Origin of the sequence: Immundisolibacter sp., assembly GCF_050250495.1 — a bacterium.
In the GTDB taxonomy this organism is placed as follows: Bacteria; Pseudomonadota; Gammaproteobacteria; order Immundisolibacterales; family Immundisolibacteraceae; genus Immundisolibacter.
Genome location: NZ_JBFWOM010000001.1, coordinates 61,860 through 84,268, shown reverse-complemented (window position 1 = coordinate 84,268; position 22,409 = coordinate 61,860). Strand labels below are relative to the sequence as shown.

The 22,409-nt window shown below is 68.3% G+C and carries 25 protein-coding genes; 15 read left to right on the top strand and 10 right to left on the bottom strand.

The window, feature by feature from the left end:
• Positions 1 to 32 precede the first annotated feature (32 nt).
• The 3 genes from AB7F93_RS00440 to AB7F93_RS00430 all read right to left on the bottom strand — a co-directional run bounded on the left by AB7F93_RS00440 (position 33) and on the right by AB7F93_RS00430 (position 2,929).
• Positions 33 to 365 carry a type II toxin-antitoxin system PemK/MazF family toxin gene (locus AB7F93_RS00440; protein WP_428300897.1) on the bottom strand — a complete coding sequence of 111 codons (333 nt, stop codon included), beginning with the start codon at positions 363 to 365 and terminating at the stop codon, positions 33 to 35.
• On the bottom strand, positions 365 to 622 hold the full coding sequence (locus AB7F93_RS00435; protein ID WP_428300896.1) for an AbrB/MazE/SpoVT family DNA-binding domain-containing protein: 258 nt from the start codon (positions 620 to 622) through the stop codon (positions 365 to 367). The genes AB7F93_RS00440 and AB7F93_RS00435 overlap by 1 nt, the downstream gene beginning before the upstream one ends.
• Before the next feature lie 63 nt (positions 623 to 685).
• Positions 686 to 2,929, bottom strand: coding sequence for a xanthine dehydrogenase family protein molybdopterin-binding subunit (locus tag AB7F93_RS00430; protein ID WP_428300895.1), 2,244 nt, complete (start codon positions 2,927 to 2,929; stop codon positions 686 to 688).
• 94 nt (positions 2,930 to 3,023) lie between these two features.
• Between AB7F93_RS00430 and AB7F93_RS00425 the strand changes: the two genes are divergently transcribed.
• The 10 genes from AB7F93_RS00425 to AB7F93_RS00380 all read left to right on the top strand — a co-directional run bounded on the left by AB7F93_RS00425 (position 3,024) and on the right by AB7F93_RS00380 (position 10,807).
• Positions 3,024 to 3,500, top strand: a complete 477-nt coding sequence (locus AB7F93_RS00425; protein ID WP_428300894.1) for a (2Fe-2S)-binding protein — start codon at positions 3,024 to 3,026, stop codon at positions 3,498 to 3,500.
• Positions 3,497 to 4,366 carry an FAD binding domain-containing protein gene (locus tag AB7F93_RS00420; protein ID WP_428300893.1) on the top strand — a complete coding sequence of 290 codons (870 nt, stop codon included), beginning with the start codon at positions 3,497 to 3,499 and terminating at the stop codon, positions 4,364 to 4,366. Before AB7F93_RS00425 ends, AB7F93_RS00420 begins: the two co-directional genes overlap by 4 nt.
• Positions 4,367 to 4,381: 15 nt before the next feature.
• Positions 4,382 to 4,843, top strand: coding sequence for an SRPBCC family protein (locus AB7F93_RS00415; protein ID WP_428300892.1), 462 nt, complete (start codon positions 4,382 to 4,384; stop codon positions 4,841 to 4,843).
• 34 nt (positions 4,844 to 4,877) lie between these two features.
• The gene (locus AB7F93_RS00410) at positions 4,878 to 5,951 is read left to right on the top strand and encodes an amidohydrolase family protein (RefSeq protein ID WP_428300891.1); all 1,074 of its coding nucleotides are present in this window, start codon (positions 4,878 to 4,880) and stop codon (positions 5,949 to 5,951) included.
• Positions 5,952 to 6,004: 53 nt separating this feature from the next.
• Positions 6,005 to 7,015: a ketopantoate reductase family protein gene (locus AB7F93_RS00405; protein ID WP_428300890.1), complete on the top strand. Its 1,011-nt coding sequence runs from the start codon at positions 6,005 to 6,007 to the stop codon at positions 7,013 to 7,015.
• 168 nt (positions 7,016 to 7,183) lie between these two features.
• Positions 7,184 to 7,501, top strand: coding sequence for a hypothetical protein (locus AB7F93_RS00400; protein ID WP_428300889.1), 318 nt, complete (start codon positions 7,184 to 7,186; stop codon positions 7,499 to 7,501).
• An 86-nt stretch (positions 7,502 to 7,587) separates the two neighbouring features.
• A complete protein-coding gene (locus AB7F93_RS00395; protein WP_428300888.1) occupies positions 7,588 to 8,199 on the top strand; it encodes a hypothetical protein in 612 nt (203 codons plus the stop codon).
• Positions 8,200 to 8,285: 86 nt separating this feature from the next.
• Positions 8,286 to 8,816: an REP-associated tyrosine transposase gene (locus AB7F93_RS00390; protein ID WP_428300887.1), complete on the top strand. Its 531-nt coding sequence runs from the start codon at positions 8,286 to 8,288 to the stop codon at positions 8,814 to 8,816.
• Positions 8,817 to 9,041: 225 nt separating this feature from the next.
• The gene (locus AB7F93_RS00385) at positions 9,042 to 9,266 is read left to right on the top strand and encodes a hypothetical protein (protein ID WP_428300886.1); all 225 of its coding nucleotides are present in this window, start codon (positions 9,042 to 9,044) and stop codon (positions 9,264 to 9,266) included.
• Between the two features lie 233 nt (positions 9,267 to 9,499).
• Complete coding sequence (locus AB7F93_RS00380) at positions 9,500 to 10,807, top strand: MFS transporter (protein WP_428300885.1); 1,308 nt, start codon at positions 9,500 to 9,502, stop codon at positions 10,805 to 10,807.
• On the opposite strand, the gene AB7F93_RS00375 is transcribed toward AB7F93_RS00380, so the two are convergent.
• Positions 10,789 to 11,244: a universal stress protein gene (locus AB7F93_RS00375; RefSeq protein WP_428300884.1), complete on the bottom strand. Its 456-nt coding sequence runs from the start codon at positions 11,242 to 11,244 to the stop codon at positions 10,789 to 10,791. The two genes, AB7F93_RS00380 and AB7F93_RS00375, sit on opposite strands and share 19 nt — an antisense overlap.
• Before the next feature lie 168 nt (positions 11,245 to 11,412).
• On the opposite strand from AB7F93_RS00375, the gene AB7F93_RS00370 reads away from it, so the two are divergent.
• From AB7F93_RS00370 to AB7F93_RS00360, 3 genes are all read left to right on the top strand, one after another.
• Complete coding sequence (locus AB7F93_RS00370; RefSeq protein WP_428300883.1) at positions 11,413 to 11,721, top strand: HU family DNA-binding protein; 309 nt, start codon at positions 11,413 to 11,415, stop codon at positions 11,719 to 11,721.
• A 30-nt stretch (positions 11,722 to 11,751) separates the two neighbouring features.
• Positions 11,752 to 12,579, top strand: coding sequence for an alpha/beta fold hydrolase (locus tag AB7F93_RS00365; RefSeq protein ID WP_428300882.1), 828 nt, complete (start codon positions 11,752 to 11,754; stop codon positions 12,577 to 12,579).
• Positions 12,580 to 12,651: 72 nt separating this feature from the next.
• Positions 12,652 to 13,869 (top strand): YihY family inner membrane protein, encoded by a 1,218-nt coding sequence (locus tag AB7F93_RS00360; protein ID WP_428300881.1) that lies wholly within the window; start codon positions 12,652 to 12,654, stop codon positions 13,867 to 13,869.
• Positions 13,870 to 13,893: 24 nt separating this feature from the next.
• Here AB7F93_RS00360 and AB7F93_RS00355 read toward each other — a convergent pair whose 3' ends face one another.
• From AB7F93_RS00355 to AB7F93_RS00330, 6 genes are all read right to left on the bottom strand, one after another.
• Complete coding sequence (locus tag AB7F93_RS00355; protein WP_428300880.1) at positions 13,894 to 15,027, bottom strand: dihydrolipoamide acetyltransferase family protein; 1,134 nt, start codon at positions 15,025 to 15,027, stop codon at positions 13,894 to 13,896.
• 5 nt (positions 15,028 to 15,032) lie between these two features.
• A complete protein-coding gene (locus AB7F93_RS00350) occupies positions 15,033 to 16,004 on the bottom strand; it encodes an alpha-ketoacid dehydrogenase subunit beta (protein ID WP_428300879.1) in 972 nt (323 codons plus the stop codon).
• On the bottom strand, positions 15,997 to 16,992 hold the full coding sequence (locus AB7F93_RS00345) for a thiamine pyrophosphate-dependent dehydrogenase E1 component subunit alpha (RefSeq protein ID WP_428300878.1): 996 nt from the start codon (positions 16,990 to 16,992) through the stop codon (positions 15,997 to 15,999). The genes AB7F93_RS00350 and AB7F93_RS00345 overlap by 8 nt, the downstream gene beginning before the upstream one ends.
• Positions 16,993 to 17,183: 191 nt before the next feature.
• The gene (locus tag AB7F93_RS00340; RefSeq protein ID WP_428300877.1) at positions 17,184 to 17,933 is read right to left on the bottom strand and encodes an SDR family NAD(P)-dependent oxidoreductase; all 750 of its coding nucleotides are present in this window, start codon (positions 17,931 to 17,933) and stop codon (positions 17,184 to 17,186) included.
• A 197-nt stretch (positions 17,934 to 18,130) separates the two neighbouring features.
• On the bottom strand, positions 18,131 to 19,669 hold the full coding sequence (locus AB7F93_RS00335) for a 2-isopropylmalate synthase (RefSeq protein WP_428300876.1): 1,539 nt from the start codon (positions 19,667 to 19,669) through the stop codon (positions 18,131 to 18,133).
• A 116-nt stretch (positions 19,670 to 19,785) separates the two neighbouring features.
• Entirely contained in the window at positions 19,786 to 19,911 is a 126-nt protein-coding gene (locus AB7F93_RS00330; RefSeq protein ID WP_428300875.1) for a hypothetical protein, read from the bottom strand.
• 85 nt (positions 19,912 to 19,996) lie between these two features.
• Here AB7F93_RS00330 and AB7F93_RS00325 point away from each other — a divergent pair, with 85 nt between their 5' ends.
• Positions 19,997 to 21,331, top strand: a complete 1,335-nt coding sequence (locus AB7F93_RS00325) for a TRZ/ATZ family hydrolase (RefSeq protein ID WP_428300874.1) — start codon at positions 19,997 to 19,999, stop codon at positions 21,329 to 21,331.
• Between the two features lie 37 nt (positions 21,332 to 21,368).
• A complete protein-coding gene (gene nagZ, locus AB7F93_RS00320) occupies positions 21,369 to 22,376 on the top strand; it encodes a beta-N-acetylhexosaminidase (protein WP_428300873.1) in 1,008 nt (335 codons plus the stop codon).
• Positions 22,377 to 22,409 lie beyond the last annotated feature (33 nt).

Genomic DNA, 22,409 nt, shown 5'->3' with positions numbered 1-22,409 from the left:
GTGTGTTGCGGCTGGTTCCTGCGGAACACGCCTTATTCGAGAAGAACCGCGAGCTTCGCCAGCACGTCGTCCATCACGCGCGCCGGCACGCTTTCTAGCTTGCGGCCGCGGCGGGCGCCGATGTCTAGCGCACGCGGCTGATCGCAGCGCACCACGCCTGTGGTTTGTGTGCCGGCGCCCATCAGCGACACGGCAAAACCCGCCGTGCGCGCGAAATTGCCACCAGTCGTGATCGGCAGCACCACCGGCGTCTTGGTCAATCGGTTGAAGGCACCGGGCGACACGATCAACACCGGCCGCGTCCCCTGTTGCTCATGGCCGGAGGTGGGGTCGAGCGACACGAGGTAAACGTCGCCGCGCTCCATCACGGCAGCTCATGGCCCACCGGCTCGACGTCCAGCCACTGCCGATCTTGTTCGCCAGGCTCGGCCGACGCGTCGCACTGCGCCAGCAGTTCGTCCAGCGTGTAGCGCGGCCGGGTCTGCGGCTCCACCACCAGACGGCCGTTCTCGACCGCGAGACCCACGGTGCTGCCGGCGGACAGGTGCAGCGCATCCAGCATGCCCCGCGGCACCGCGAGCATGACCGAGCCGCCGACTTTGCGCAGATTGGCAGTGTGCATGGCATTACCTCGAAAGTTATACATAAATATAACCTTCTCTGGGCTAGCGTTCAGCGCGCCGCATCACGCCGCCACCGCCCGCCCAGCCAGCAGCCCGTACACCCGCTCGGCGCTCACCGGCAGTTGCATGACGGGGGCCCCGATGGCATCCGCCACGGCATTGGCTATGGCCGCCGGCGCCGGCACGTTGGCGGCCTCGGCGATCGGGCCACAGTTGAACGGGCCGGGGCCTTCCGGGCGCTCCAGCAGCACCGTTTTCAGTTCCGGGATGTCGGCGATGCACGGGATCTTGTAGTCGCCCAGATGCAGCGCCAGCGGCTGGCCATCTTCCATACGGTGCTCGGACATGAGCGCGAAGCCGAGGCCCATCAGCATGGCGCCCTCGATCTGGCCCTGATGGCCGACCGGGTTCACGATGGTGCCGACGTCGTGTGCGCTCGTGATGCGGCGCACGGTGACCTGCCCGGTTTCAGGATCGACTGCCACTTCCGCCACCTGCGCGGTGAAATTGGTGTCCGGCTGCTCCGGGAACAGCCCGATCTTCTGATACACCTGCGCGCGCACCGGCTCGCCGGCCAGTTTGGCAAGCTCCGCCAGCGTGAGTGCCCGCCCGCCCGCGCTCACTTGCCCGCCCTCCCAGGCCAGCACGTCCGGCGCGCAGCCGAGCGCCTGCGCGGCGACCGGTGCGAGCTTTTCGCGCAGCGCGGCAATGGCGTTCATTACCGTCTGGCCGACGGCGTAGGTGGTGCGGCAGCCACCGACCCCGAAGTCGAACGGCAGCTCGTCGGTGTCGGCAATGCGGATGCGCACCTCGGCGGGCGGCATGTCGAGCGCCTCGCCGACGAACTGCTGCACGGCGGTAAACGTGCCCTGGCCGGGGTCGCCGATGGGCAGCACCACCGTCAGTTGGCCGTCGGTTGCAAGCTCCAGCGCGCAGCTCGAATCGCCGCCCACCACGCCGCGCTCGTACATGGCGATGCCGAAGCCGACGTTCGGCTCCTTGCCGCGGCGCTCGAAATAGCCCGACTCGCGCAGCGCCGCCTCCAGCGTCTCGGCCGCGCGCACGGTGGGCCACTGCACGCCGGTCGCCGAGGCATCGCCCGGCTGCAGCACGTTGCGGCGGCGGAATTCGGCCGGGTCCATGCCGAGCGCGCGGGCGATGATGTCGAACTGCGCCTCCACCGCGAACATGGTTTGCGGGCAGCCGGGGCTGCGCATGTGCCCGCCGGGGATGGTGTTGGTGTAGACGACCGTGCTGTGGATGTCGATGGCCGGCACGCGGTAGCAGCTCGCCGCCTGGTCGGCGCCGTGCAGGTTCAGGTTCGGCATCGGCTTGTAGGCGCCGTAGGCACCGCCGTTGAACTTGAGGTCGACGTGCATGGCGGTGATGGTGCCGTCGCGCTTGACGCCGGTCCGGATGTCGATGCGCGCGGCGTGGCGGGCGTTGGCGGCCATCAGCTCTTCCGTGTAGCTCATCACGAGCTTCACCGGCCGGCCGGCCTCGCGCGACAGCAGATACGCCACCGGCGCTTCCATCTGCGAGCCCTTGCCGCCGAAGTCGCCGCCGATGTGCAGGTTGTGCAGCTTGATGCCGGCGCCCTCCACGCCAAAGCAGGCAGCGAGCTGCGCGCGCAGCATGTACGGGCTCTTGTTGGACGCCCACACCTCGCCGCGGCCGTCCGGCTTCACGTCCGCCAGCACGGCGTGCGGCTCGATGTAGCCGTGATGCTCGGTCGGCGTGTGGAAGGTGTGCTCGAACACCTGATCCGCCGCCGCGAAGCCGGCGTCGAGCTCGCCGTGCTGCCAGCGCATGTAGCCGCACACGTTGGGCAGCGCGGGCTCCGCCGGGTGCGTGAAGGCGCCGGCGTAGGACTTGGGCTCCGCGTGCACCAGCGGCGCACCGGGCGCCAGCGCGGCGTCCACGTCGAACACCGCCGGCAGCTCCTCGTACTCGACCTCGATCAGCGACAGCGCCTCTTCGGCGAGATCGCGCGTGGCCGCCGCCACGGCGGCGACGCGATCGCCGACGAAACGCACCGTGTCCACCGCCAGCACCGCGTGGTCGCGGATGGCGCGGCCGGTGTAGTAGGGGTGTTCCTTGCCGGTCAGCACCGCGTACACGCCGGGCAGCGCCTTGGCCGCCGAGGTGTCGATGCTCACGATGCGCGCATGCGCGTAGGGGCTGCGCAGGATGCGGCCCCAGGCCATGCCGGGCAGCACGTAGTCGGCGGCGTAACGGGCGGCGCCGGTCACCTTGTCCGGCCCTTCCATGCGGGCCGTGGGCCGGCCGACGAATTTGTGCGCCATCGGTTCGCTCCTCGCTCTTTATTCGGTTCATGGGCTGCGCTGGCACATTATCATGGCCAAAACGGCAACCAAACGAACGGCAAGGAGGAGGCCAATGTCCGACGCCACGGTGACGCTGTCACTGCATATCAACGGCGAGCCCTGGCAGGGCGAGGTGCCCGCCAACCGACTGCTGGTGGACTTTCTGCGCTACGACGTCGGCCTCACCGGCACCAAGGAAGGGTGCAGCGTGGGCGTGTGCGGCGCCTGCACGGTGCGCCTCGACGGCCGGCTGGTGAGCTCGTGCCTCACGCTCGCCGCCATGGCCAACGGTGCGCAGGTCGTCACGGTCGAAGGCCTCGCCGGGCGCGAGGATCTGAAACCCATCCAGCGCGCCTTCATCGATCACGGCGGCTTTCAGTGCGGCATGTGCACGCCGGGCCAGCTCATGGCCGCGCAGACGCTGCTCGAACACAACCCGCACCCCGACGAGGCCGCCATCAAGGGCTGGATGATGAGCAACCTGTGCCGCTGCACGGGCTACTACGGCATCGTGCGGTCCATTCAGGCCGTGGCCGGAGACGCGCCATGAGGGGCTTCGACTTCAAGGCGCCGGACAGTCTCGACGGCGTGTGCGCGCTGCTGGCCGAATACGGAAGCGACGCCAAGCTGCTGGCGGGCGGCACCGGTCTGCTGAACCTCATGAAGCAGGAGCTTGTCCAGCCGGCGGTGCTGATCAGCCTGCAACACGTGCCGGGGCTGGACGGCCTTGCCGTGGACGGCAACGGCATCCGCGCCGGCGCCTTCGTGCGCCACCGCCGCATGGAAACCGACCCCGCCGTGCAGCGCGCCCAGCCGCTGCTGGCCGCGGCTTACGGCCATGTGGCCACGGTGCGCATCCGCATGTCCGCCACCGTCGGCGGCGGCCTCGCCCACGCCGATCCGGCCATGGACGCGCCGGCGGTGTGGAAGCTGCTGGGCGCCACCGTGCACGCCCGCTCGGCGCGCGGCACGCGGCAGATCGCGGCGGCGGAGTTCTTCGAGGACTTCTACACCACGGGTCTGGGGCCGGACGAAGTGCTCACCGAGGTCACCGCCCCGCTGCCGCCGGCCGGCGCCGGCTGGTCGTACCAGAAGTTCCTGCCGCGCAGCGCGGACGACTACGCCGCCGTGTCCGTGGCCGCGCTGGTCGCGCTGGATGGCAGCGGCAAGGTCGCGCAGGCGCGCGTCGGCATCGGTTCGGCGGCGCCCATTCCCGTGCTGGCTGATGCCGTCGGCGCCGCGCTGGTCGGCGAGATGCCGACACCGCAGGCCATCGCCGCCGCGGCGCAGCTCGCCCGCGACGCCGTCGACCCGCTCGATGACCTTCGCGGCAGCGCCGCCTACAAGCGCGACATGGCGGTCGTGTTCACCCGCCGCGCGCTTGCCGAAGCCGCCGCCCGCGCCACGCGCGCCTGATCCTCACGGACCCACATGGAATTCGAATTTCGCTCCACACTGCCCGCCACGGTCGACACGGTATGGGCTGCTCTAGAAAACATTGAAACCGTTGCCTTGTGCATCCCCGGCGTAGTGCGCGTAGCGCGCGAGGAAGAAGACCGCTACGCCGGCGCGCTGCGCATCAAGGTCGGGCCGATCGCGCTTGAACTCGGCGGCCTCGTCACCGTGGAATTGCTAGACGCCGCCACGCGCACGCTGCGGTTTCTGGGCGAGGCCAAGGACCGCCGCGTGCCGGGGCAGATCAAGAGCCGCGCCACGCTCATCGTGACCGAGCATGCGGACGGCAGCGAGCTGTACCTGCACAGCGACACGCACATCCTGGGCAAGCTCGGCGAGTTCGGGCAGCCCGTGGTGCGCAAGAAGACCGAGCAGGTGCTGCGCGAGTTCACCGAGAACCTCGGCCGCCAGTTGACCGGAGACGACACCGCCGCCTGACACGGAGCGTCGGCACCACCCGGAGGAGCCCCGCATGAACCAGCCCGCCCGCATCATCGATGGCGACGGCCACGTGTTCGACGACATCGCCGGCATCGTGCGCCGCATGCCGGGGCGCTTGCGCGAGAGCGCCTTCGTGCGCCTGCTGGGGCCCTTTCCGCAGCTGGACCACCTGCACCACGGCGCCTGGGTCAGCCTGGAAGGCTCGTTTCAGGACCCGGGCGTGCAGGGCTGGCGGGCGTTTCTGGACCGCGCCGGCTTTGCGGCAGCGGTGATGTTCCCCACCATCGCGCTGGCCTACGGCCGGCTCACCGATCCGGATCTGGCCATCGGCGCCTGCCAGGCCTACAACGACTGGATCGCCGAGGACTACATGGCCGCCGACCGGCGCCTGCACGGCATGGCGCTGATCCCGCTGCAGGATCCGGCCGCCGCCGCGCGCGAGCTTGAACGCGCCGTCACCAAACTCGGCATGAAGGGCGCCATGCTGCCGCCGACCGGCCTGCCGCAGTTGCTCGGCTCCAGCGTCTACGCGCCGGTGTACGAGGTGGCGGACGCGCTCGGCTGCGCGCTCGCCGTGCACGGCGGCGCGCACCCGGACCTGGGCCTCAATCATCAGCAGGTGTTCGCCGGCACGCACGCGCTGGGGCACCCGTTCGCCATCACCATCCAGGCCGTGGACATGGTCCTGCACGGCGTGCTGGATCGTTATCCGCGGGCGCGCTTCGGCTACATGGAAGGCGGCCTCGCCTGGCTGCTGCTGATGATGGAGCGCCTGCCGGGCTCGTTTTCCGCCTTCACGCCGTACGACCCGCAAGGCCGCTACGTGCAGGTCAAGGACGGCCGCGCGCTGCGGGCACGCCTGCGCGAGTACCTCGCCGGCGGGCGCATGTTCGTGGGCGTGGAGGGCGACGAGGCGACGCTGGCGTATGCCATCGACGCCTACGGGCCGGACGCGTTCGTGTTTTCGAGCGACTTCCCGCACGAGGTCAACGAAGACTCCATCCGCGAGGAAATCGACGAACTGCTCGGCAACCCCGCCATCGACGACGCCGCCAAGGCCGCCGTGCTGGGCGGCAACGCCGCGCGCTTTTACGATCTCGCCTGACGGATCATCCGCCGGGCCCACCTTCTCACACAGCCACTGATCGGGAGACGACGATGCGAGTTTGCGTGCTGGGCGCGGGCGGATTGGGTTCGGTATTCGGCGCCGCGCTGGCGCTGGCCGGAGAGGAAGTCACGCTCATCGCCCGCCCGGCGCATGCGGACACCATCCGCCGGAACGGTCTGAAGCTCACCGGCATCCGCGGCGAGCACATCATCCGCGCGCCGCTCACCGCCGTGGCCGATCCCAAGGACGCCGAGGGCGAGTTCGACTACCTGATCCTCGGCGTCAAGGGCAAGGACACCGACGCCGCGCTCGAAGGCGCCAACTGCCTCAAGGACCGCATCAAGACCGCGCTGTCCTTCCAGAACAACGTGGTGAAGGAAGAGATTCTGACCAAGTGGCTCGGCGACCCCGCCCGCGTGATCGGCTTTTCCACCATCGAGGCCGGCCACCTGGTCGAGCCCGGCCACGTGCACAACGGCCTGACCATCCCCACCACCAACTACGTCGGCGAGATGGACGGCACGCTCACGCCGCGCGTCGAGGCGCTGGCCGACGCCTTCAACCGCGCCGGCATGGGGACAAAAGCGGTCACCAACATCCGCCAGGTGCTGTGGGAAAAACTCACGCAGATCTGCGGCGCCGCGGCGTGGTCCGTGAGCTGCCTTGCCGGCGGCAAGGACCTCGCCTACCCGGATGGTCTCGTGGTGCCCGAAGGCGCTGCCCATTACGTGCAGGTGGGCCGCGACGCGCTCGCCGTATACAAGGCCATGGGCTACACGCCCCAGAACTTCTACGCGCCGGTCTCCAAGCTCAAGGAGCTCGACGCCGTCGAGGACTTCGACGCCGCCGTCGAGATGATGATGGAACTCGGCCGCGGCATGCAGGCCCAGGGCTACCGCGGCACCACCTCCATGCACGAAGACGTCCGCCGCGGCAAGAAGACCGAAGTCGACTGGATCATCAAACCACTGATCGACAAGGGCAAGGAACTCAACGTGCCGGTGCCGACCCTGACGGCGGCGTATCGGATCATCAAGACGTTGGATACGTATTTGAGTTGATGCCGCGCCCGCCGGCAGGGCGGGCAAAGCGCAGCGTGCCCACGCGGAATGGACGTAACACCTTGGCCTTGCGTTCGAAGGATTGGTCACCTCGTGGGCACGGCCCTGCGGCCTTTGCCCACGCTACGCTTGCTGGTGTACATATCTCATTAGGTCGCGGGAGGGCCAATGTCGGACGACGTATTCTCAGGGATCGTGATCGGTGCTGTCGGCGGTGCCGCGGCAGGGCTTGTGCTTTGGCTCATTGAGCGCTTGAATCAGTATGAGATTGCCTGGAGAGAAAAGCGCCGGATCTTTTCTTGGCTTGACAAGGTAACTTCTCAAGGCGGATCAAATGTCTGGCGGAGTACACGCGCTATAGCTAGTTACACCGATCTCACTGAAGATCGTGTCCGCCATCTGTGTAGCATCCACACAAAGATCGTCCTGTCCTCTGGAGACAACGAGGTTTGGGGCATCAAACGACGGGCGCGTGACGGTCAATGAGTCTACAGTCTATAAATTCCCTCAGGCCGATAACTTTTCGCGGGGCTTCTTCATTCAGGCGTTATGCTTTTACGGCGTTAGGCACTATGAAAAAAATTGCACTGGCCTTCTCTCTTTTAGTAGTAGCTTCGATAGCCAATTCATCAGAGTTAGATTCATTTAAATCGCAGCAGGCTTCAATATTAGACTTGGGGCTGCTTGCGCTTGAGAGGCACTTTTCAGAACCCATAAATATTAACTTTAGCCTTTACAGGGAAGGGTTCATTAGCAGCCAAGATGGGGCTCAATATCTATCGATGGTCCATATTGCGTATGGAGACCTATCTGTCGAAAAAGAGAAAATCGTCATACATATAACCGCCCCCTACTTTAATTCAGAATTCATGGATAAAATGAAGGGCGTAAGCCGAAACGGCGCTGTTCGTCTAGCGACGGCATACTTCAATGCGGTAAGAGAAAAACTTGGTGTTAGGTTCAAAGAAGATGGTTCTGTTGAGGACGATATAACTTCAATGTATCTTGGTAAGTGGTTTTCCCCTAGAGGCTCTAGTCTCAATGCCCTGCAAGAGAACGCTGCCAAAATTGGTAGAAATATATCTCTTAGAACAACTCTTCTAGACGTTGGTCAGGTTGGTTTTCTAAGCTGCGAAGCAAATGGCTTACTGGGCAAAACAAATTGCAAAGCATTTGGTGAGTGAGGCAAACATAACCAAGCCCGCGGTAGGATGCGGTGAGGCACGAACCGCATCGATCGAGAAACAAACGCCTGCCGGAGTGAGACCCCATGACCGACTATCGCCGAGCCCGTGTGGCGGGGGGCACCTGGTTTTTCACGGTCGGGTTGGCCGAGCGGCGAGGTGCGGACTTGCTAGTTGCGAGGATTGACGCGCTTGGGGAGGCGTTTCGCACCGTGCATGCGCGGCATCCTTTCCACATGGATGCCGTGGTGGCATTGCCGGACCACCTGCATTGCGTCTGGTCCTTGCCGGACGGTGACTCCGATTACTCGATGCGCTGGGGCTTGATCAAGGCCACGTTCTCGCGGGCCATCAAGCCCGGTGAGCGGCGTTCGGCAAGCCGGATCAAACGCGGTGAACGCGGCATCTGGCAACGGCGGTTTTGGGAGCATTGCATTCGTGACGATGCAGACTATGCGCGTCACGTGGATTACATCCACTGGAATCCGGTGAAGCACGGTTACGTGCCCCGCGTGGCGGATTGGCCGCATTCCAGCTTTCACCGGCACGTGGTGATGGGTGTTTATCCGTCGGATTGGGGCGGCGGTAAACCGATTGTGATTGCGGGTGCGGAGTGAGATCGCCGGCTCGACCGATGCGGTTCGTGCCTCACCGCATCCTACCCCGCGCTCGCCCTCGGGCCGAAGTGCGTTGTCGATTCGCGGCGAGGGCGCCGCTCCCACAGGTAGACTCGCGGCGCGTCGGCTTCGGTCAAGGACAATCGCGACGCGTAGTCTGCCTTTCGATTCTTTCGATCCACATCTGTGCTGGTGCCAACCGTCCATCCAACGGAGTCATCGCCAATGACCAGTCGCTACCTTGGCAATCGGCTGTTTCGCATTGGCCTGTTTCTGGTACTGATCGGCTGGACGCCGCTGTGGGGCATTGTGCTGCTCGCGGCGATCGGCCTGTGGCCGGACCCGAATCCGAACCCGATCGGCCCCGGACTGCTGTTTTTCTTCACCGCGTGGCCGGCCATCATTTGTCTTGCGATTGGCTTTTTCCAGGCGCGGCGCGGCCCGCGATAACGCACGGTTGTTTCACGCCTTGACGTGCGCGGTGCACGCGGTGCGGAGCGGGTGACAGCGGCCGGCCGCGCGACCAGGCGCTGTGCAACGACCGGTCTCGGGCGCGGGTTCTGACGTTGCACGCGGGGGAGGCGGGCGCCCTGTGCGGCCGCTGTCCGGCGCCAGTTATGATGCGGCGGCGCTGCGGCGAGGGCCGGCGCAGACACACATAAATGCAAGGGCAAGGAGGGGAGATGACTGGCACCGACCAGGCGATGGCCGACGGCGTGCGGCGCAAGATCAGCCTGCGGCTGATTCCGCTGCTGATCGTGATCTACATCCTGGCGCACCTGGACCGGGTGAACGTCAGCTTCGCGGCACTGACGATGAACGAGGATCTCGGGTTCTCGAACGCCGTGTACGGTCTCGGCGCCGGGTTGTTTTTTTTCGGCTACTTCTTGTTCGAGGTGCCGGCCAACAAGCTGCTGGAGCGTGTCGGCGCGCGGCGGCTGATCGGCAGCATCATGCTGATCTGGGGCGCGGTGTCGGCGGCGATGGCGGCCATCACGTCGCCCACGCAGTTCTACGTGATGCGTTTCGTGCTGGGCGTGGCCGAGTCGGGCCTGTACCCGGGCATCATCCTTTACCTGACGTACTGGTTTCGCAGCGCCGACCGGGCCACGGCAATCGGGCAGTTCGCCCTGGCGCTGGCCGTGGCAGGCCTGCTGGGCAGCCCGCTGTCCGGCGCCATCATGGACAACATGAACGGCCTCGCGGGCCTCGCCGGCTGGAAGTGGCTGTTCATCGTGGAGGGGCTGCCGACGGTGCTGCTCGGCCTGGTGGTGCTGATGACGCTGCCGGACCGGCCGGCCGAGGCGCGCTGGCTGGCCGCGGACGAACGGCGCTGGATAGAAGGCGCGCTGGCGGCGGACCGCGCGGCGGCGCCGGCCGTGGCGCACGGCACGCTACGTCAGATGTTCCATCCCACCGTGCTGTTGCTGGGGTTGGCGTATTTCATGTTCCTCGGCGCGTTCACCGGAGTAATTTTCTGGGCTCCGAAACTTGCCCACGCGCTCGATGCGCAGATGAGCGCCACCGCGGTCGGCTGGCTGGTGGGGGCGCCATACCTGCTGTTCGGCGCGGCGCTGATCCTGTGGGGGCGGCATTCGGATCGCACCGCCGAGCGGCACTGGCATGTGTCGCTGGGCGCGCTGGTGGCGGCGGCCGGCTACGTCGGCATGGCGTATTCCAGCACCACCGGGCAACTGCTGATGGCGATGTTCGTGGCGCTGCTCGGCGCCGGGGCGGCGTTCAGCTGCTTCTGGGGTCTGGTCACGGCAACCATCCCGCCGGCCATGGCGGCGGTCGGGATTGCGGTGGTGAACTCAGCCGGCGCGCTCGGCGCGTTCGTCACCGTGTCGGCACTCGGCCGCCTGCTGGAACTCACGCACAGCTACCGGCCGGGCGTGCTGCTGTTCAGCGGGGCGGCGGTGCTGGCGGCGGTTGCCGTGCAGATGGTGCCCCGGCCCCGGCTGCGGCCGGCTCAGGCCTTGGCGGGGTGATGCCGCACGGTCAGCACCGGGCACGGCGCGTCGCGCACCACCCGCTCGGCGGTGCTGCCGAGCAGCAGGTGTTTCAGGCCCGAGAAACCGTGCGTGCCGATCACGATCAACTCGACGTGCTCGTCCCGCGCGGTGCTGACGATCTCCGCATCAGCAACGCCGCTGCGCACCACGCAGCGCGCGCGCGGGTAGTCGCCCAGGTGCTGTTGGCGGAGTTTTTCGAGCTCGCCGAGCGCGCGTTCGGCAAGATCCGCGTCGAGGTTGACGACGACGCCGAGCTCGGCCGGGTAGGCAACCGGCTCGATCACGTACAGCAGCAGCAGCTCCGCATTGCTCGGCGCGGCGAACCGGCGGGCATACTGGATGGCCTGTTGCGACGGGTCGGAGAAATCGAGCGGCACCAGCACCTTGTGGACGTTCAGCGGGTCGGTGGGCATGACGGCAACTCCCGGGCGGCGGTTAAGATGGCCCGCATGGTAGCAAGCCGGCCCTGAGGCGGCGCGCCGCCGCACTTGATCAGAATCCACAAGCGGTTGAATCGGATTTAGAATCCTGCGCCGTACCGCGTGGCGGTAGGCCCCCGAACAATCAAGAGCCATTCCGCAGTGGTCCGCTCCCAACTTATCGAATTGCTGTCCCAGGAACTCGAAGGCCTGTCGCCGAAGGACATGGAGCTGGCGGTCAAGCTGCTGCAGGAGCAGATGATCGACGCCCTGGCGCACGGCGGCCGCATCGAGATTCGCGGCTTCGGCAGCTTCAGCCTGCATTACCGGCGTCCCAAGCTGGCACGCAATCCGAAGACCGGCGCCGCGGTGCCGCTCGGCGAGCGGCACGTGGTGCACTTCAAGCCAGGCAAGGAGCTGCGGGAGCTCGTCGACAACGACGCGCCGCTGGTGGACAACGACGACGACTGAACGATACGAACCAACCCGGAGGAGACAACGATGGAATACCAGTACAACAAGGTCGCCAACTACGCCGACATGGGCAATGGCAACCGCCTGCACTACCACGACATCGGCAAGGGCGAGCCGGTGATCTTTCTGCATGGCGGCGGGCAGGGCGCTGGCGGCTGGACCAACTGGCAGCACAACCTTCAGGTGTTCGCGGATGCCGGCTACCGCGCCATCGCGCCGGATGCCTTCGGCTACGGCCTGTCGTCCAAGCCCACCGACGGGAATTTCGATTTCGAAACGCTGATGGAGTGCCTGAACAAGCTGTTCGACCACCTGGGCCTCGACAAGGTGACGCTGGTCGGCAATTCCATGGGCGGCGCCATGTCGATCCGCTTCTCGCAGGACAACCCGCAGCGCGTGAAGAAGCTGGTGGTCATGGGCCCGGGCGGCATTGGCCCGATGGAGCGCTATCTCGCCATGCCGGCCATCCAGAAGCTGAAGGAGCTCGGCCAGGAAGAGGGCGGCTTCAGCAAGGACAAGCTCAAGCGGTTCCTGGAGTACATGGCGTACTCCAAGGATGACGTGACCGAGCAGCTGGTCAACGAGCGCTACGAGGTGGCCTGCACGCAGCCGGCGCGGGTGTTCCAGACGCTGTCGATCGGCGACCTGCGCCCGCGCCTGCCGATCCTGAAGAATCTGCCGATGATGGTGCTGTGGGGTCGCGACGACCGCGCCTGCCCGGTCGAATCCGGCATGGAGATCATGAAGGAGTGCGACAACGCGCGCCTGATCGTGTTCTCGCAGTGCGGCCACTGGGTGCAGTACGAGAAGGCCACGCTGTTCAACAAGCTGTGCCTGGACTTCCTCAAGGAGTGAGGTGTCGGGTCCGCGCCGTCGTCGCCCGGCCGCCGCGCCGCGCGCCGACGGTGGCCTTCGGCGGCTGATGCAGTGACCGCGGCCGCGCACTCAAGGTTTCGTCAGCTCCTGTCCGGGCTGCGCTTTCTCGCCCGACGTCTGTCGCAGGAACGCATCACGCAGGCGGCTGCCAGCCTTACCTTCACTACCGTCATTTCGCTGGTGCCGCTGCTGGCGGTGATGCTGGCGCTGTTCACTGCCTTTCCGGCCTTCGATCGATTGCAGGGCCAGTTGCAGGCGTGGTTTGCCGAGGCGTTGTTGCCACCCAACATCGCCCGTACCGTCTTCGATTACCTGAACCAGTTTGCCGAGAAGGCGGCCGGGCTCGGGGCCGCGGGCGTGATTGGTCTGCTGGTCACCGCCACGCTGCTGCTGCTCACCATCGACCGCTCCCTGAACATGATCTGGCGCACGCCACGGTCGCGGCCGCTGGCGCAGCGGGTGATGCTGTTCTGGGCCTGGCTCACTGCGGGGCCGCTGCTGGTGGCCTTCGCGCTCGGGCAGTTGTCGCTGGCGGCCGCCGTGTCGTCGGGGTGGCTCGGCGTCATTCCGGGTGCCACGGCGGCGCTCGGGACGCTGGTGTCCTGGCTGCTCATGGGTGCCTTGTTCGGGGTGGTCTACCGGGTGATCCCGAACACCGAGGTGCTGTGGCGCGACGCGCTCGCCGGCGGGCTGCTGGCCGCCGTGGCCTTCAACGTGGCGAGCCGCGGCTTTGCCTGGTACATCGGTCGCCTGCCGACTTATGAGGCCGTCTACGGGGCGTTTGCCACGCTGCCACTGGCGCTGATCTGGATTTACTGGAGCTGGCTTGTGGTATTGGGTGGGGCGCTGGTGTCGGCGTGGTTGCCCGCGTTGCGCGCCGGCGGGCTCGGGCCCGAGCCGGGCGCGGGCGGCGATTTTCTGCTGGCGGTGCAGGTGGCGCGGCGCCTGGCGGCCCACCGCGCGCAGCCGCCCTGTGGGCTGGGCATGGCGCAGCTGGTGCGGGGCCTCGGTGCGGACCCGCGACGCATGGACGTGGTGCTGGAGCTGCTACAGCGGATCGGCTGGGTCGGTCTGGTGGACGCGTCCAGAGGAGGGCGGCGCTGGGCGCTGCTGGTCGACCCGCAGGCCGTGACGCTGGCGCCCCTGATCGATGCGCTGTTGCTGGATGAGGCCGCCGCCTCGCGGGCGGGTTTCGCCCCCGGCGAGCTGATTCGCCGCGAGGCGATCGCGCAGCCGCTGCTGGCGGTGCCGCAGAACGAGACGGGCTGAGCTGCGGGCGCGCGCGCCATGGACTCAGTGCGATGGCAGCCAGCTACCCGGCGTAGCCAGGAACTGCGCGAGGTCGGCGAGCAACTGCGCCGCCGGCACGCCGTCCGTCACGCGGTGGTCGAAGGTCAGACTGGCCGTGAAGCACTGTCGCCAGGCGATGCCGGCGCCGTCCCGTGCCGCCACCTCGCGCACGCGGCCGAGGCCCAGAATCGCCACCTGCGGCGGATTCACGATGGGCGTGAAGGCGTCGATGCCGTGCCCGCCGAGGTTCGACACGGTGAACGTGCCGCCGTCGACGTCGCCGGGTTGAAGGGTGCCGCTGCGGGCGCGGGCCGTGAGTTCTGCGGCGCGCCGGGTGAAGTCCGCCAGCGACAGGGCGTCCGCGTTGCGTATCACGGGCGTGACGAGCCGGTCGTCGAGCGCGACCGCGAAGCCGAGATGCACCGCGCTGGATGGCCGGACCAGATCTCCCTGAACGGTGGCGTTAAGGCGCAGGTGGCGCGGCAGCACGCGGCCTAGCGCCCAGCCGATGAGGTCGCCCCAGCCCGGCTTGGGTGTTGCCTGCGCACGAAACAGGGCGAGTTCGGTAACGTCGATGTCGCGCGTCAGCGTGAGCTGCGCCGTCTCGCGCAGGCTGGTGAGCAGGCGCTCGGCGATGCGGCCGCGGCGCTGGCGCAGGGAGTAGGGCGGCGGCCCGTCGGTGTCGAGCAAGGCCTCGACGTCGGTCTCCACGATGCGCCCGCCAGGGCCGCTGCCGCGCACGGCGGCAAGATCGATGCCGTGGTCCATTGCCAGCTTGCGGGCGCGGGGCGTGATCTGCGCCTGCGCGGCCAGCGGCGGGGCAGGGGGCTTGTCCGTGCTGGATGCGCTCGGCGCTGGCGCTGCCGCCGGCCGGGCGGGCGCTTCGCCCGTCAGCTCGTCGGCGGTGCCGATCAGGCACAGCGCGGTGCGCACCGGCACCAGCTCATCGACCGCCACCAGCGCGCGCAGGAACACGCCGTCGCGGTCGGCGAGCAGTTCGCTCGCCACCTTGGACGACTCGACCTCGGCGATCACCTCGCCGTCGGCCACGGTGTCGCCGGGCTGTTTCAGCCAGCGCGTGATCTGGCCGTCCTGCATGCCCATGGACCACTGCGGCAGCAGCACCTCGTGCGCCACGGCGATCAGCCCTGCACGAGGTCGCGCGCGGCGGCCACGATGTCGGCGGCCTGCGGGTAGAAGCCCTTTTCGAGCGCGGGCGAGAACGGAATCTGCATGTCGGGCGCGGTCAGGCGCTTCAAGGGCGCGCGCAGCGACCAGAAGCCGTCCTCGGCGATGCTGGCGAGGATCTCGCCGGCCACGCCGCAGCTTCGGTGGCCGACGTCCACCACCAGCGCGCGGCCGGTTTTCGCGACCGATTCCAGAATCGTCGTCCGGTCGAGCGGCACCAGCGTGCGCGGGTCGATGACTTCGAGCGAGATGCCCTCGCCGGCCAGCGTGTCGGCGGCGGCAAGCGCCTCGCGCACGCGCGAGCCGATCGCGACCACCGTCACGTCGCTGCCCTCGCGCCGCACGGCGGCCTGCCCGAAGGGCGTGAGGTAATCGTCCTGCGGCACCGGGCCACGGGCGCCCCACAGCGCGCCGTCCTCGAACACCAGCACCGGGTCGTCGTCGCGGACGGCGGACTTCAGCAAGCCCTTGGCGTCGTGCGGGCTGCTCGGCACGGCGATCTTCAGCCCCGGCACCTGCATGAACATGGCGTAGTTGCGGTCCGAGTGCTGTGCCGCAAGACCGCCGTTGTAGAACAGCGCGGCGCGGAACACCGCCGGCACGTGCGCCTGCCCGCCGTACATGTAGGCCGTTTTGGCGGCCATGCTGACCAGCGGATCCATGGCCAGATACATGAACGACGCGATGGTGAAATCGACGATCGGCCGCATGCCAACCAGCGCCGCGCCGACCGCCACGCCGGCAAAGCCGGCCTCGCTGATCGGCGTGTCGCGCACGCGATCCAGGCCAAAACGTGTCGCAAGGCCACCGGTCGAGCCGTACACGTTGAAGGACACGTCCTCGCCCAGGATGAACACGCGCGGGTCGCGTGCCATCTCCTGCTCCTGCGCCTCGCGGATGGCTTCCAGAAACGTCAGCTCACGCATGGCCGGCTCCGATCGGCGTGCGGTAGAGGCCCCGATGCGCCTCGGCCGGGTCCGGCCACGGGCTTTGCTCGGCGAATTCAAGCGCGGCGGCCACCTCGGCGGTGACGTCCGCCTCGATGGCGGCGATCGCGGCGGCGTCAGCGACACCGGTTTCGAGGAGCCGCGCGGCGAACAGCGGCAGCGGGTCGCGCTCCCGCCAGGCGGCGAGCTCGCCCGGATCGCGGTAGGGGATGCCGTCGTACAGCGGGCCTTCGGAGTGGTGCGGGTAGCGGTAGGTCTTGGCCTCGATCAGCGCGGGGCCGCCGCCGGCGCGGGCGCGGGCCACGGCCGCGCTCACCGCCGCGTGTACGGCGAGTGCATCCTGGCCGTCGACGATATCGCCCGGCATGTCGTAGGCCGCCGCGCGGCGTGCCACGTCCGTGTTGCGGCTGACGCGACCGAACGCCGTGGTCACGCCGTAGCCGTTGTTCTCGCACAGGAACACCACCGGCACTTGCCAGGCCGACGCGATGTTGAGCGCCTCGTGGAAGTAGCCCTCGTTCGACGCACCGTCGCCGAAAAAGCACAGGCACACCCGGTCGCTGCCCTGCATTTGCAGGCCGAGTGCGGCGCCCACCGCCACCGGCAGGCCGGAGCCGACGATGCTGCTCTCGCCAAGACTGCCTACCGAGAAATCGGCCAGATGCATCGACCCGCCCTTGCCGCCGTTGACGCCGGTCGCCTTGCCCAGAATCTCCGCCAGCAGCGGACCCAGCGCCGCGCCCTTGCCGATGGGATGACCGTGCGAGCGGTGGTTACCGACCATGGTGTCGTCACCGCGCAGCGCCATGCAGGCGCCGACCACCTCGGCCTCCTGGCCGATCGACAGGTGCACCGAGCCCGGAATGCGGCCGCGGTCGAACAGGGTTTTGACGGTCTCGTCGAAGCGGCGGATGCGCAGCATGCGCCGGTACATGTCGAGCTGCGTGGCGGGGTTTGGCGTGGGCATGGGCGATGCCTGCAGGGTGGGTGGCGAAGCGATTGGCGGAGGCTTTGCGGCGGGGGCGCCGCTCCCACACTCGAAGCGGATGTGGGAGGCCCGCCCTCGGGCCGAATGGTCGGCTGGAGATTTCGCGCCGGGGGCGGCGCTCCCACAGTCTCTATTCGCGTGGGAGGCCAGCCTCAGGTCGAATCACCGACTCAATGCACTCCCATACCGCCGTCGCAGTTGATGGTCTGCGCGGTGATGAAGTCGCTCGCTGGCGAGCACAGGAAGACCACCGTGCCGACCAGGTCCGCCGGCTGCTCGCGGCGCTTGAAGCACTGCGCGGCGAGGATGCCGGTCCACATGTCGCCGGCGATGGGCGCCTCGGCCACGCCGGGCGTCTCGGTGAGGCCGGGCGCGATCACGTTGACGTTGATGTTGAACTCGCCTAGCTCGCGCGCCAGCGAGCGCGTCATGCCGATCACCGCGCCCTTGGTGGCGACGTAGGCGCTGAGCATCGGCGGCGGGGTGTGGAAGGTGGCGGAGGTGATGTTCACGATCTTGCCGCCGCGGCGGGCCTTCATATCCGGCACCACGGCGCGGATGCAGTGAAAGCTGCCGAACACGTTGATGCGGAAGATGCGCTCCAGGAACGCGGCGTCCGTCTGCTCGATGGGGCCGAAGGGGTAGATGCCGGCGTTGTTGACCAGCCCGTCGATGGGGCCAAGCTGGGCCTTGATGTCGGCCGCGCAGCGCAGCACGGCGGCTTCGTCGGTCACGTCGCACACAAAGCCCGCCGCCTTGCCGCCGGCCGCGCGGATGGCCGCGACCGCCTCGTCCGTGCCGGCGATGTCGCTCACCGCCACCACGGCGCCTTCCGCCGCCAGGCCCTCGGCATAGGCCCGGCCAAGACCACGCCCGGCGCCGGTGACCCAGATGACCTTGCCGTCGAGTTGTCCGCTCATCGTTCTCCTCCCTGAATGAATGATCGATTGGGCGGCGGCGACTGTGACACCGCGGGCGGAGTGAGTCAAAGCGGCTGCAGGCCCTCTCCCCCGGCCCCTCTCCCGCAAGCGGGAGAGGGGAGAAACGACGGGTCGATGACGACATTTACCCCTCTCCCGCCTGCGGGAGAGGGTGGCCGCAGGCCGGGAGAGGGCGCCTACACCCCCGCCGCCGCGTGCTCGCGCGCAGCCAGCACCAGGTTCAGGCAGTTCACGTAGGCCTTGGCGGACGCGATCACGATGTCGGTGTCGGCGCCGGCGCCGTTCACGGCCATGCCGTCGCGGGACAGGCGCACGCTGACCTCGCCCTGCGCGTCGGTGCCGGCGGTGATGCTCTGCACCGAGTAGAGCTGGAGTTCCGCGCCTGAGTGCACGATGGACTCGATGGCCTTGAAGGTGGCGTCCACCGAGCCGTCGCCGTCGGCGGTCGCGGTGTGCTCCTTGCCGTCGAGGCTCAGCGTCACGGTCGCCTGCGGCGTCTCGCCCATCTCGGCGCAGACCTTCATGCCGATCAGGCGCACGCGCTCGTTGGCCTGCGTCAGGTCCATGTCGGTGACCAGCGCCATGAGGTCTTCGTCGTAGATCTCGCGCTTCTTGTCGGCCAGTTCCTTGAAGCGGCGGAAGGCTTCCGTCAGCTCCTCCTGGGTGGCGAACTCGAAGCCGAGCGCTGCCATGCGTTGTTTGAACGCGTTGCGGCCCGAGAGCTTGCCGAGCGTGAGGCGGTTGTCCTGCCAGCCGACGTCCTGCGCGCGCATGATCTCGTAGGTCTCGCGGCTCTTGAGTACGCCGTCCTGGTGGATGCCGGACTCGTGCGCGAAGGCATTCAGGCCCACGATGGCCTTGTTCGGCTGCACGTGAAAACCGGTGGTGGCCGCCACCAGCTTGGAGCAGGCGAGCAGATGGCGGGTGTCGATGCCGACGTCGCACGGGAACAAGTCCTGGCGCGTGCGCACGGCCATGACGATTTCTTCCAGCGCCGCGTTGCCGGCCCGCTCGCCCAGACCATTGATGGCGCACTCCACCTGCCGCGCACCGGCCAGCACGGCGGCCAGCGAGTTGGCGACGGCGAGACCGAGATCGTTGTGGCAGTGGGCGGAGAAGATGGCCTTGTCGGAATTCGGGATGTTCTCGATAAGGTAGCGGAACTTCTCGCCGAGCACGTGTGGCAGGTTGTAGCCGACCGTGTCCGGCACGTTGATGGTGGTGGCACCGGCGTCGATCACCGCCTCGAAGATGCGGCACAGGAATTCGAGATCCGACCGCCCGGCGTCCTCGGCCGAGAACTCCACGTCGTCCGTGTACTGGCGGGCGCGTTTCACGGCCCGCACGGCGGCGGTGACGACCTCGTCCGGCGTCATCCGCAGCTTCTTTTCCATGTGCAGCGGCGAGGTGGCGATGAAGGTGTGGATGCGCGGCGCCACGGCGGGCTTGAGCGCCTCGCCGGCGCGGTCGATGTCGGCATCGCCGGTGCGGGCGAGTGCGCACACGCGCGAGTCCTTCACGATCTCGGCCACCGCCTGCACGGCGGCGAAGTCGCCCGGGCTCGACGCCGGAAAGCCGGCCTCGATCACGTCCACCTTCAGGCGTTCGAGAGCCTTGGCAATGCGCAGCTTGTCCTCACGGCTCATGGCGGCGCCGGGGCTTTGCTCGCCGTCGCGCATGGTGGTGTCGAAAATGATCAGCTTGTCCTTGCTCATGACCGGTCTCCGGACGGGTTACGGGCGGCCGCCGCCGTGGGGCAGCAGTGCTTCAGGTTTGAATCGGGATTGCGTTGTCGGTGGCCCTCGCCAGGGCGTGGCTGCGTGTGTCTGCCTTACGGCAGTCGCAGCGCGAGTAGCAGGAGGCCAGGGCGGCCAGGCAGGGACACGGACGCGCGCAGCACGGCGCCGCGCGGGGCGCGGTCGTTGAGCAAGCTGTCAAGCTGGCGGTTGCGGGTCATGTGATTTGCATTCGCGATGAGCGCCGGCACTATAGCACCCCGTTTTTCCGCCGCGCACGCGCATTTCCCCACCTGGATCAAGCCGATGACCGACGCCGCCCGCTTCGTGGTCCACGCCCGCTGGGTGATTCCGGTGGAGCCGGCCGGGCGGGTGCTGCACCACCACGCGGTGGTGGTCGAGGACGGGCGCATCGTCGCCGTGCTCCCGGATGCCGCCGCGCGCGAGCAGTTCGCCGACTGGCCGCAGGTGGAGCGGCCGTATCACGCGCTGATTCCGGGCCTCGTCAACGCCCACACGCACGCCGCCATGACCTTGCTGCGCGGTCTTGCCGACGACCTGCCGCTGATGCCCTGGCTCCAGCAGCACATCTGGCCGGCCGAGCAGCGCTTCGTGGGGCGCGAGTTCGTGCGCGACGGCACGGCGCTGGCCATTGCCGAGATGCTGCGGGCCGGCATCACGTGTTTCGCGGACATGTACTTCTTCGGTGAGGACACGGCCGAGGCGGCCGCCGCTGCCGGCATGCGGGCGGTGGTGGGCCTGATCGCGATCGACTTTCCGACCGCCTACGCCACCGACGCCGACGACTACCTGCGGCGCGGGCTCGCGCTGCGCGACGCCTGGCGCGGGCACCCGCTGATCCGCACCGCGTTTGCGCCGCACGCGCCGTACACGGTGAGCGACGCGCCGCTGAAGCACATCGCCGTGCTGGCGGAGGAACTCGACCTGCCGGTGCACATCCACCTGCATGAGACCGCGCACGAGGTGACCGAGAGCGAATCCCGCCACGGCGTGCGGCCGCTCGAGCGCCTGGCGGGTCTGGGTCTGCTCACGCCGCACCTGGTCGGCGTGCACGCCACGCAGTTGCTGCCGGGCGAGATCGCGAGCCTCGCCGCGGCCGGCGCCAGCATCGTGCACTGCCCGGAATCGAACATGAAGCTCGCGTCCGGCACCTGCCCGCTGCCGGCGCTGCTGGCGGCGGGCGTGAACGTCGCCATCGGCAGCGACGGCGCGGCCTCCAACAACGACCTCGACGTGCTGGGTGAGCTCAAGACCGCCGGCCTGCTCGCCAAGCTCGCCACCGGCGACGCGGCCGTGGCGCCGGCGCCGCTGCTGCTGCGCATGGCGACGCTTGGCGGTGCAAAGGCGTTCGGGCTTGACGACGACATCGGCTCGCTGGTGCCCGGCAAGGCCGCGGATCTGGTGGCGGTTGATTTGTCCGCGCCGCACTGCCAGCCGGTGCACGATCCGATCTCGCAGCTCATCTACGCCGCCGGGCGCGACGCCGTGAGCGACGTGTGGGTGGCCGGCCGGCAGTTGCTCAAGGACCGCCAGCTCGCCACGCTTGACCTCGACACCATCCTCGCCCGCGCCGCCGACTGGGGCGCGCGCATTGCGGCGGCCGATCATTCGGACGCCTGACGCCTGATCCATCCCGAAAACTGTTCCAAGGACTGCCATGCCTCACGCGCTCCCGCCGGGCCCACTGGTCATCGGCCTGCCCGGCCCGCGGCTCACGCCGGCCGACCGCGGCCTGCTGCTCGAACCCGCCATCGGCGGCGTCATCCTGTTCGAGCGCAATTTCGAGGACGCCGCGCAGCTCGCGGCGCTGTGTGCCGACATTCACGAGCTGCGTGAGCCGCGCCTGCTGATCGCGGTCGATCAGGAGGGCGGGCGGGTGCAGCGTCTCAAGCCCGGCTTCACCGTGTTGCCGCCGGCCGCCGCCTACGGTCGCGCGCACGATCGCGACGCCGCGCTGGGCCTCGCGCTCGCCCGCGCCGGGGGGCTCGTGATGGCGGCGGAGCTCACGGCACTCGGCGTCGATCTGAGCTTCGCGCCGGTGCTCGATCTCGACTACGGCGTCAGCGACATCATCGGCGCGCGGGCGTTTCATGCGGATGCCGCGACTGCCGCGGCGCTCGCCGGCGCCTTCATGGCCGGGATGGGCGAGGCCGGCATGGCCGCCTGCGGCAAGCACTTCCCCGGGCACGGCGCGGTGGCGGCGGACACGCATCTGACGCAGGTGATCGACGAGCGCCCGCGCGAGGCCATCGACACTGATCTGCTGCCGTACCGGCGCCTGTTTGCCGAGGGCCTCCAGTCGGTGATGATGGCGCACGTGCTGTTCCCGGCCGTGGACGCGCAGCCGGCCGGTTTCTCGCGGCGGTGGGTCGAGGACATCCTGCGCGGCGAGCTCGGCTTCGACGGCGCCGTGTTCAGCGACGACCTCGGCATGGCGGGCGCGGCGGGGGCGGGCGACTTCGCGGCCCGCACGCGGCGCGCGCTCGATGCCGGCTGCGACTACGTGCTGATCTGCAACGACCCGGATGCGGTGCGGATCGCGCTGCCGGTGGCGGCGGGGCGCCCGGCGCCGCAGCGTCGTCACCGGGCGTTGCTGGCCCACCCCGCGGCGGCGCAAGCGCAGCTCGCCAGCGCGCGGGACGTGCTCGCCGCGCGCAGCACGTGATGATCCGCTCCCCGCGCCGCCGCTTACCGAGGT

Excerpts from the sequence above, each read along its gene's own strand:
- AB7F93_RS00330 (WP_428300875.1), bottom strand. The coding sequence starts at position 19,911 with ATGACCCGCAACCGCCAGCTTGACAGCTTGCTCAACGACCGCGCCCCG.
- AB7F93_RS00395 (WP_428300888.1), top strand. The coding sequence starts at position 7,588 with ATGAAAAAAATTGCACTGGCCTTCTCTCTTTTAGTAGTAGCTTCGATA.
- AB7F93_RS00440 (WP_428300897.1), bottom strand. The coding sequence starts at position 365 with ATGGAGCGCGGCGACGTTTACCTCGTGTCGCTCGACCCCACCTCCGGC.
- AB7F93_RS00340 (WP_428300877.1), bottom strand. The coding sequence starts at position 17,933 with ATGAGCGGACAACTCGACGGCAAGGTCATCTGGGTCACCGGCGCCGGG.
- AB7F93_RS00385 (WP_428300886.1), top strand. The coding sequence starts at position 9,042 with ATGACCAGTCGCTACCTTGGCAATCGGCTGTTTCGCATTGGCCTGTTT.
- AB7F93_RS00410 (WP_428300891.1), top strand. The coding sequence starts at position 4,878 with ATGAACCAGCCCGCCCGCATCATCGATGGCGACGGCCACGTGTTCGAC.
- AB7F93_RS00435 (WP_428300896.1), bottom strand. The coding sequence starts at position 622 with ATGCACACTGCCAATCTGCGCAAAGTCGGCGGCTCGGTCATGCTCGCG.
- AB7F93_RS00345 (WP_428300878.1), bottom strand. The coding sequence starts at position 16,992 with ATGCCCACGCCAAACCCCGCCACGCAGCTCGACATGTACCGGCGCATG.
- AB7F93_RS00335 (WP_428300876.1), bottom strand. The coding sequence starts at position 19,669 with ATGAGCAAGGACAAGCTGATCATTTTCGACACCACCATGCGCGACGGC.
- AB7F93_RS00365 (WP_428300882.1), top strand. The coding sequence starts at position 11,752 with ATGGAATACCAGTACAACAAGGTCGCCAACTACGCCGACATGGGCAAT.
- AB7F93_RS00425 (WP_428300894.1), top strand. The coding sequence starts at position 3,024 with ATGTCCGACGCCACGGTGACGCTGTCACTGCATATCAACGGCGAGCCC.
- AB7F93_RS00325 (WP_428300874.1), top strand. The coding sequence starts at position 19,997 with ATGACCGACGCCGCCCGCTTCGTGGTCCACGCCCGCTGGGTGATTCCG.
- AB7F93_RS00350 (WP_428300879.1), bottom strand. The coding sequence starts at position 16,004 with ATGCGTGAGCTGACGTTTCTGGAAGCCATCCGCGAGGCGCAGGAGCAG.
- nagZ (WP_428300873.1), top strand. The coding sequence starts at position 21,369 with ATGCCTCACGCGCTCCCGCCGGGCCCACTGGTCATCGGCCTGCCCGGC.
- AB7F93_RS00430 (WP_428300895.1), bottom strand. The coding sequence starts at position 2,929 with ATGGCGCACAAATTCGTCGGCCGGCCCACGGCCCGCATGGAAGGGCCG.
- AB7F93_RS00415 (WP_428300892.1), top strand. The coding sequence starts at position 4,382 with ATGGAATTCGAATTTCGCTCCACACTGCCCGCCACGGTCGACACGGTA.
- AB7F93_RS00390 (WP_428300887.1), top strand. The coding sequence starts at position 8,286 with ATGACCGACTATCGCCGAGCCCGTGTGGCGGGGGGCACCTGGTTTTTC.
- AB7F93_RS00420 (WP_428300893.1), top strand. The coding sequence starts at position 3,497 with ATGAGGGGCTTCGACTTCAAGGCGCCGGACAGTCTCGACGGCGTGTGC.
- AB7F93_RS00375 (WP_428300884.1), bottom strand. The coding sequence starts at position 11,244 with ATGCCCACCGACCCGCTGAACGTCCACAAGGTGCTGGTGCCGCTCGAT.
- AB7F93_RS00400 (WP_428300889.1), top strand. The coding sequence starts at position 7,184 with ATGTCGGACGACGTATTCTCAGGGATCGTGATCGGTGCTGTCGGCGGT.
- AB7F93_RS00405 (WP_428300890.1), top strand. The coding sequence starts at position 6,005 with ATGCGAGTTTGCGTGCTGGGCGCGGGCGGATTGGGTTCGGTATTCGGC.
- AB7F93_RS00380 (WP_428300885.1), top strand. The coding sequence starts at position 9,500 with ATGACTGGCACCGACCAGGCGATGGCCGACGGCGTGCGGCGCAAGATC.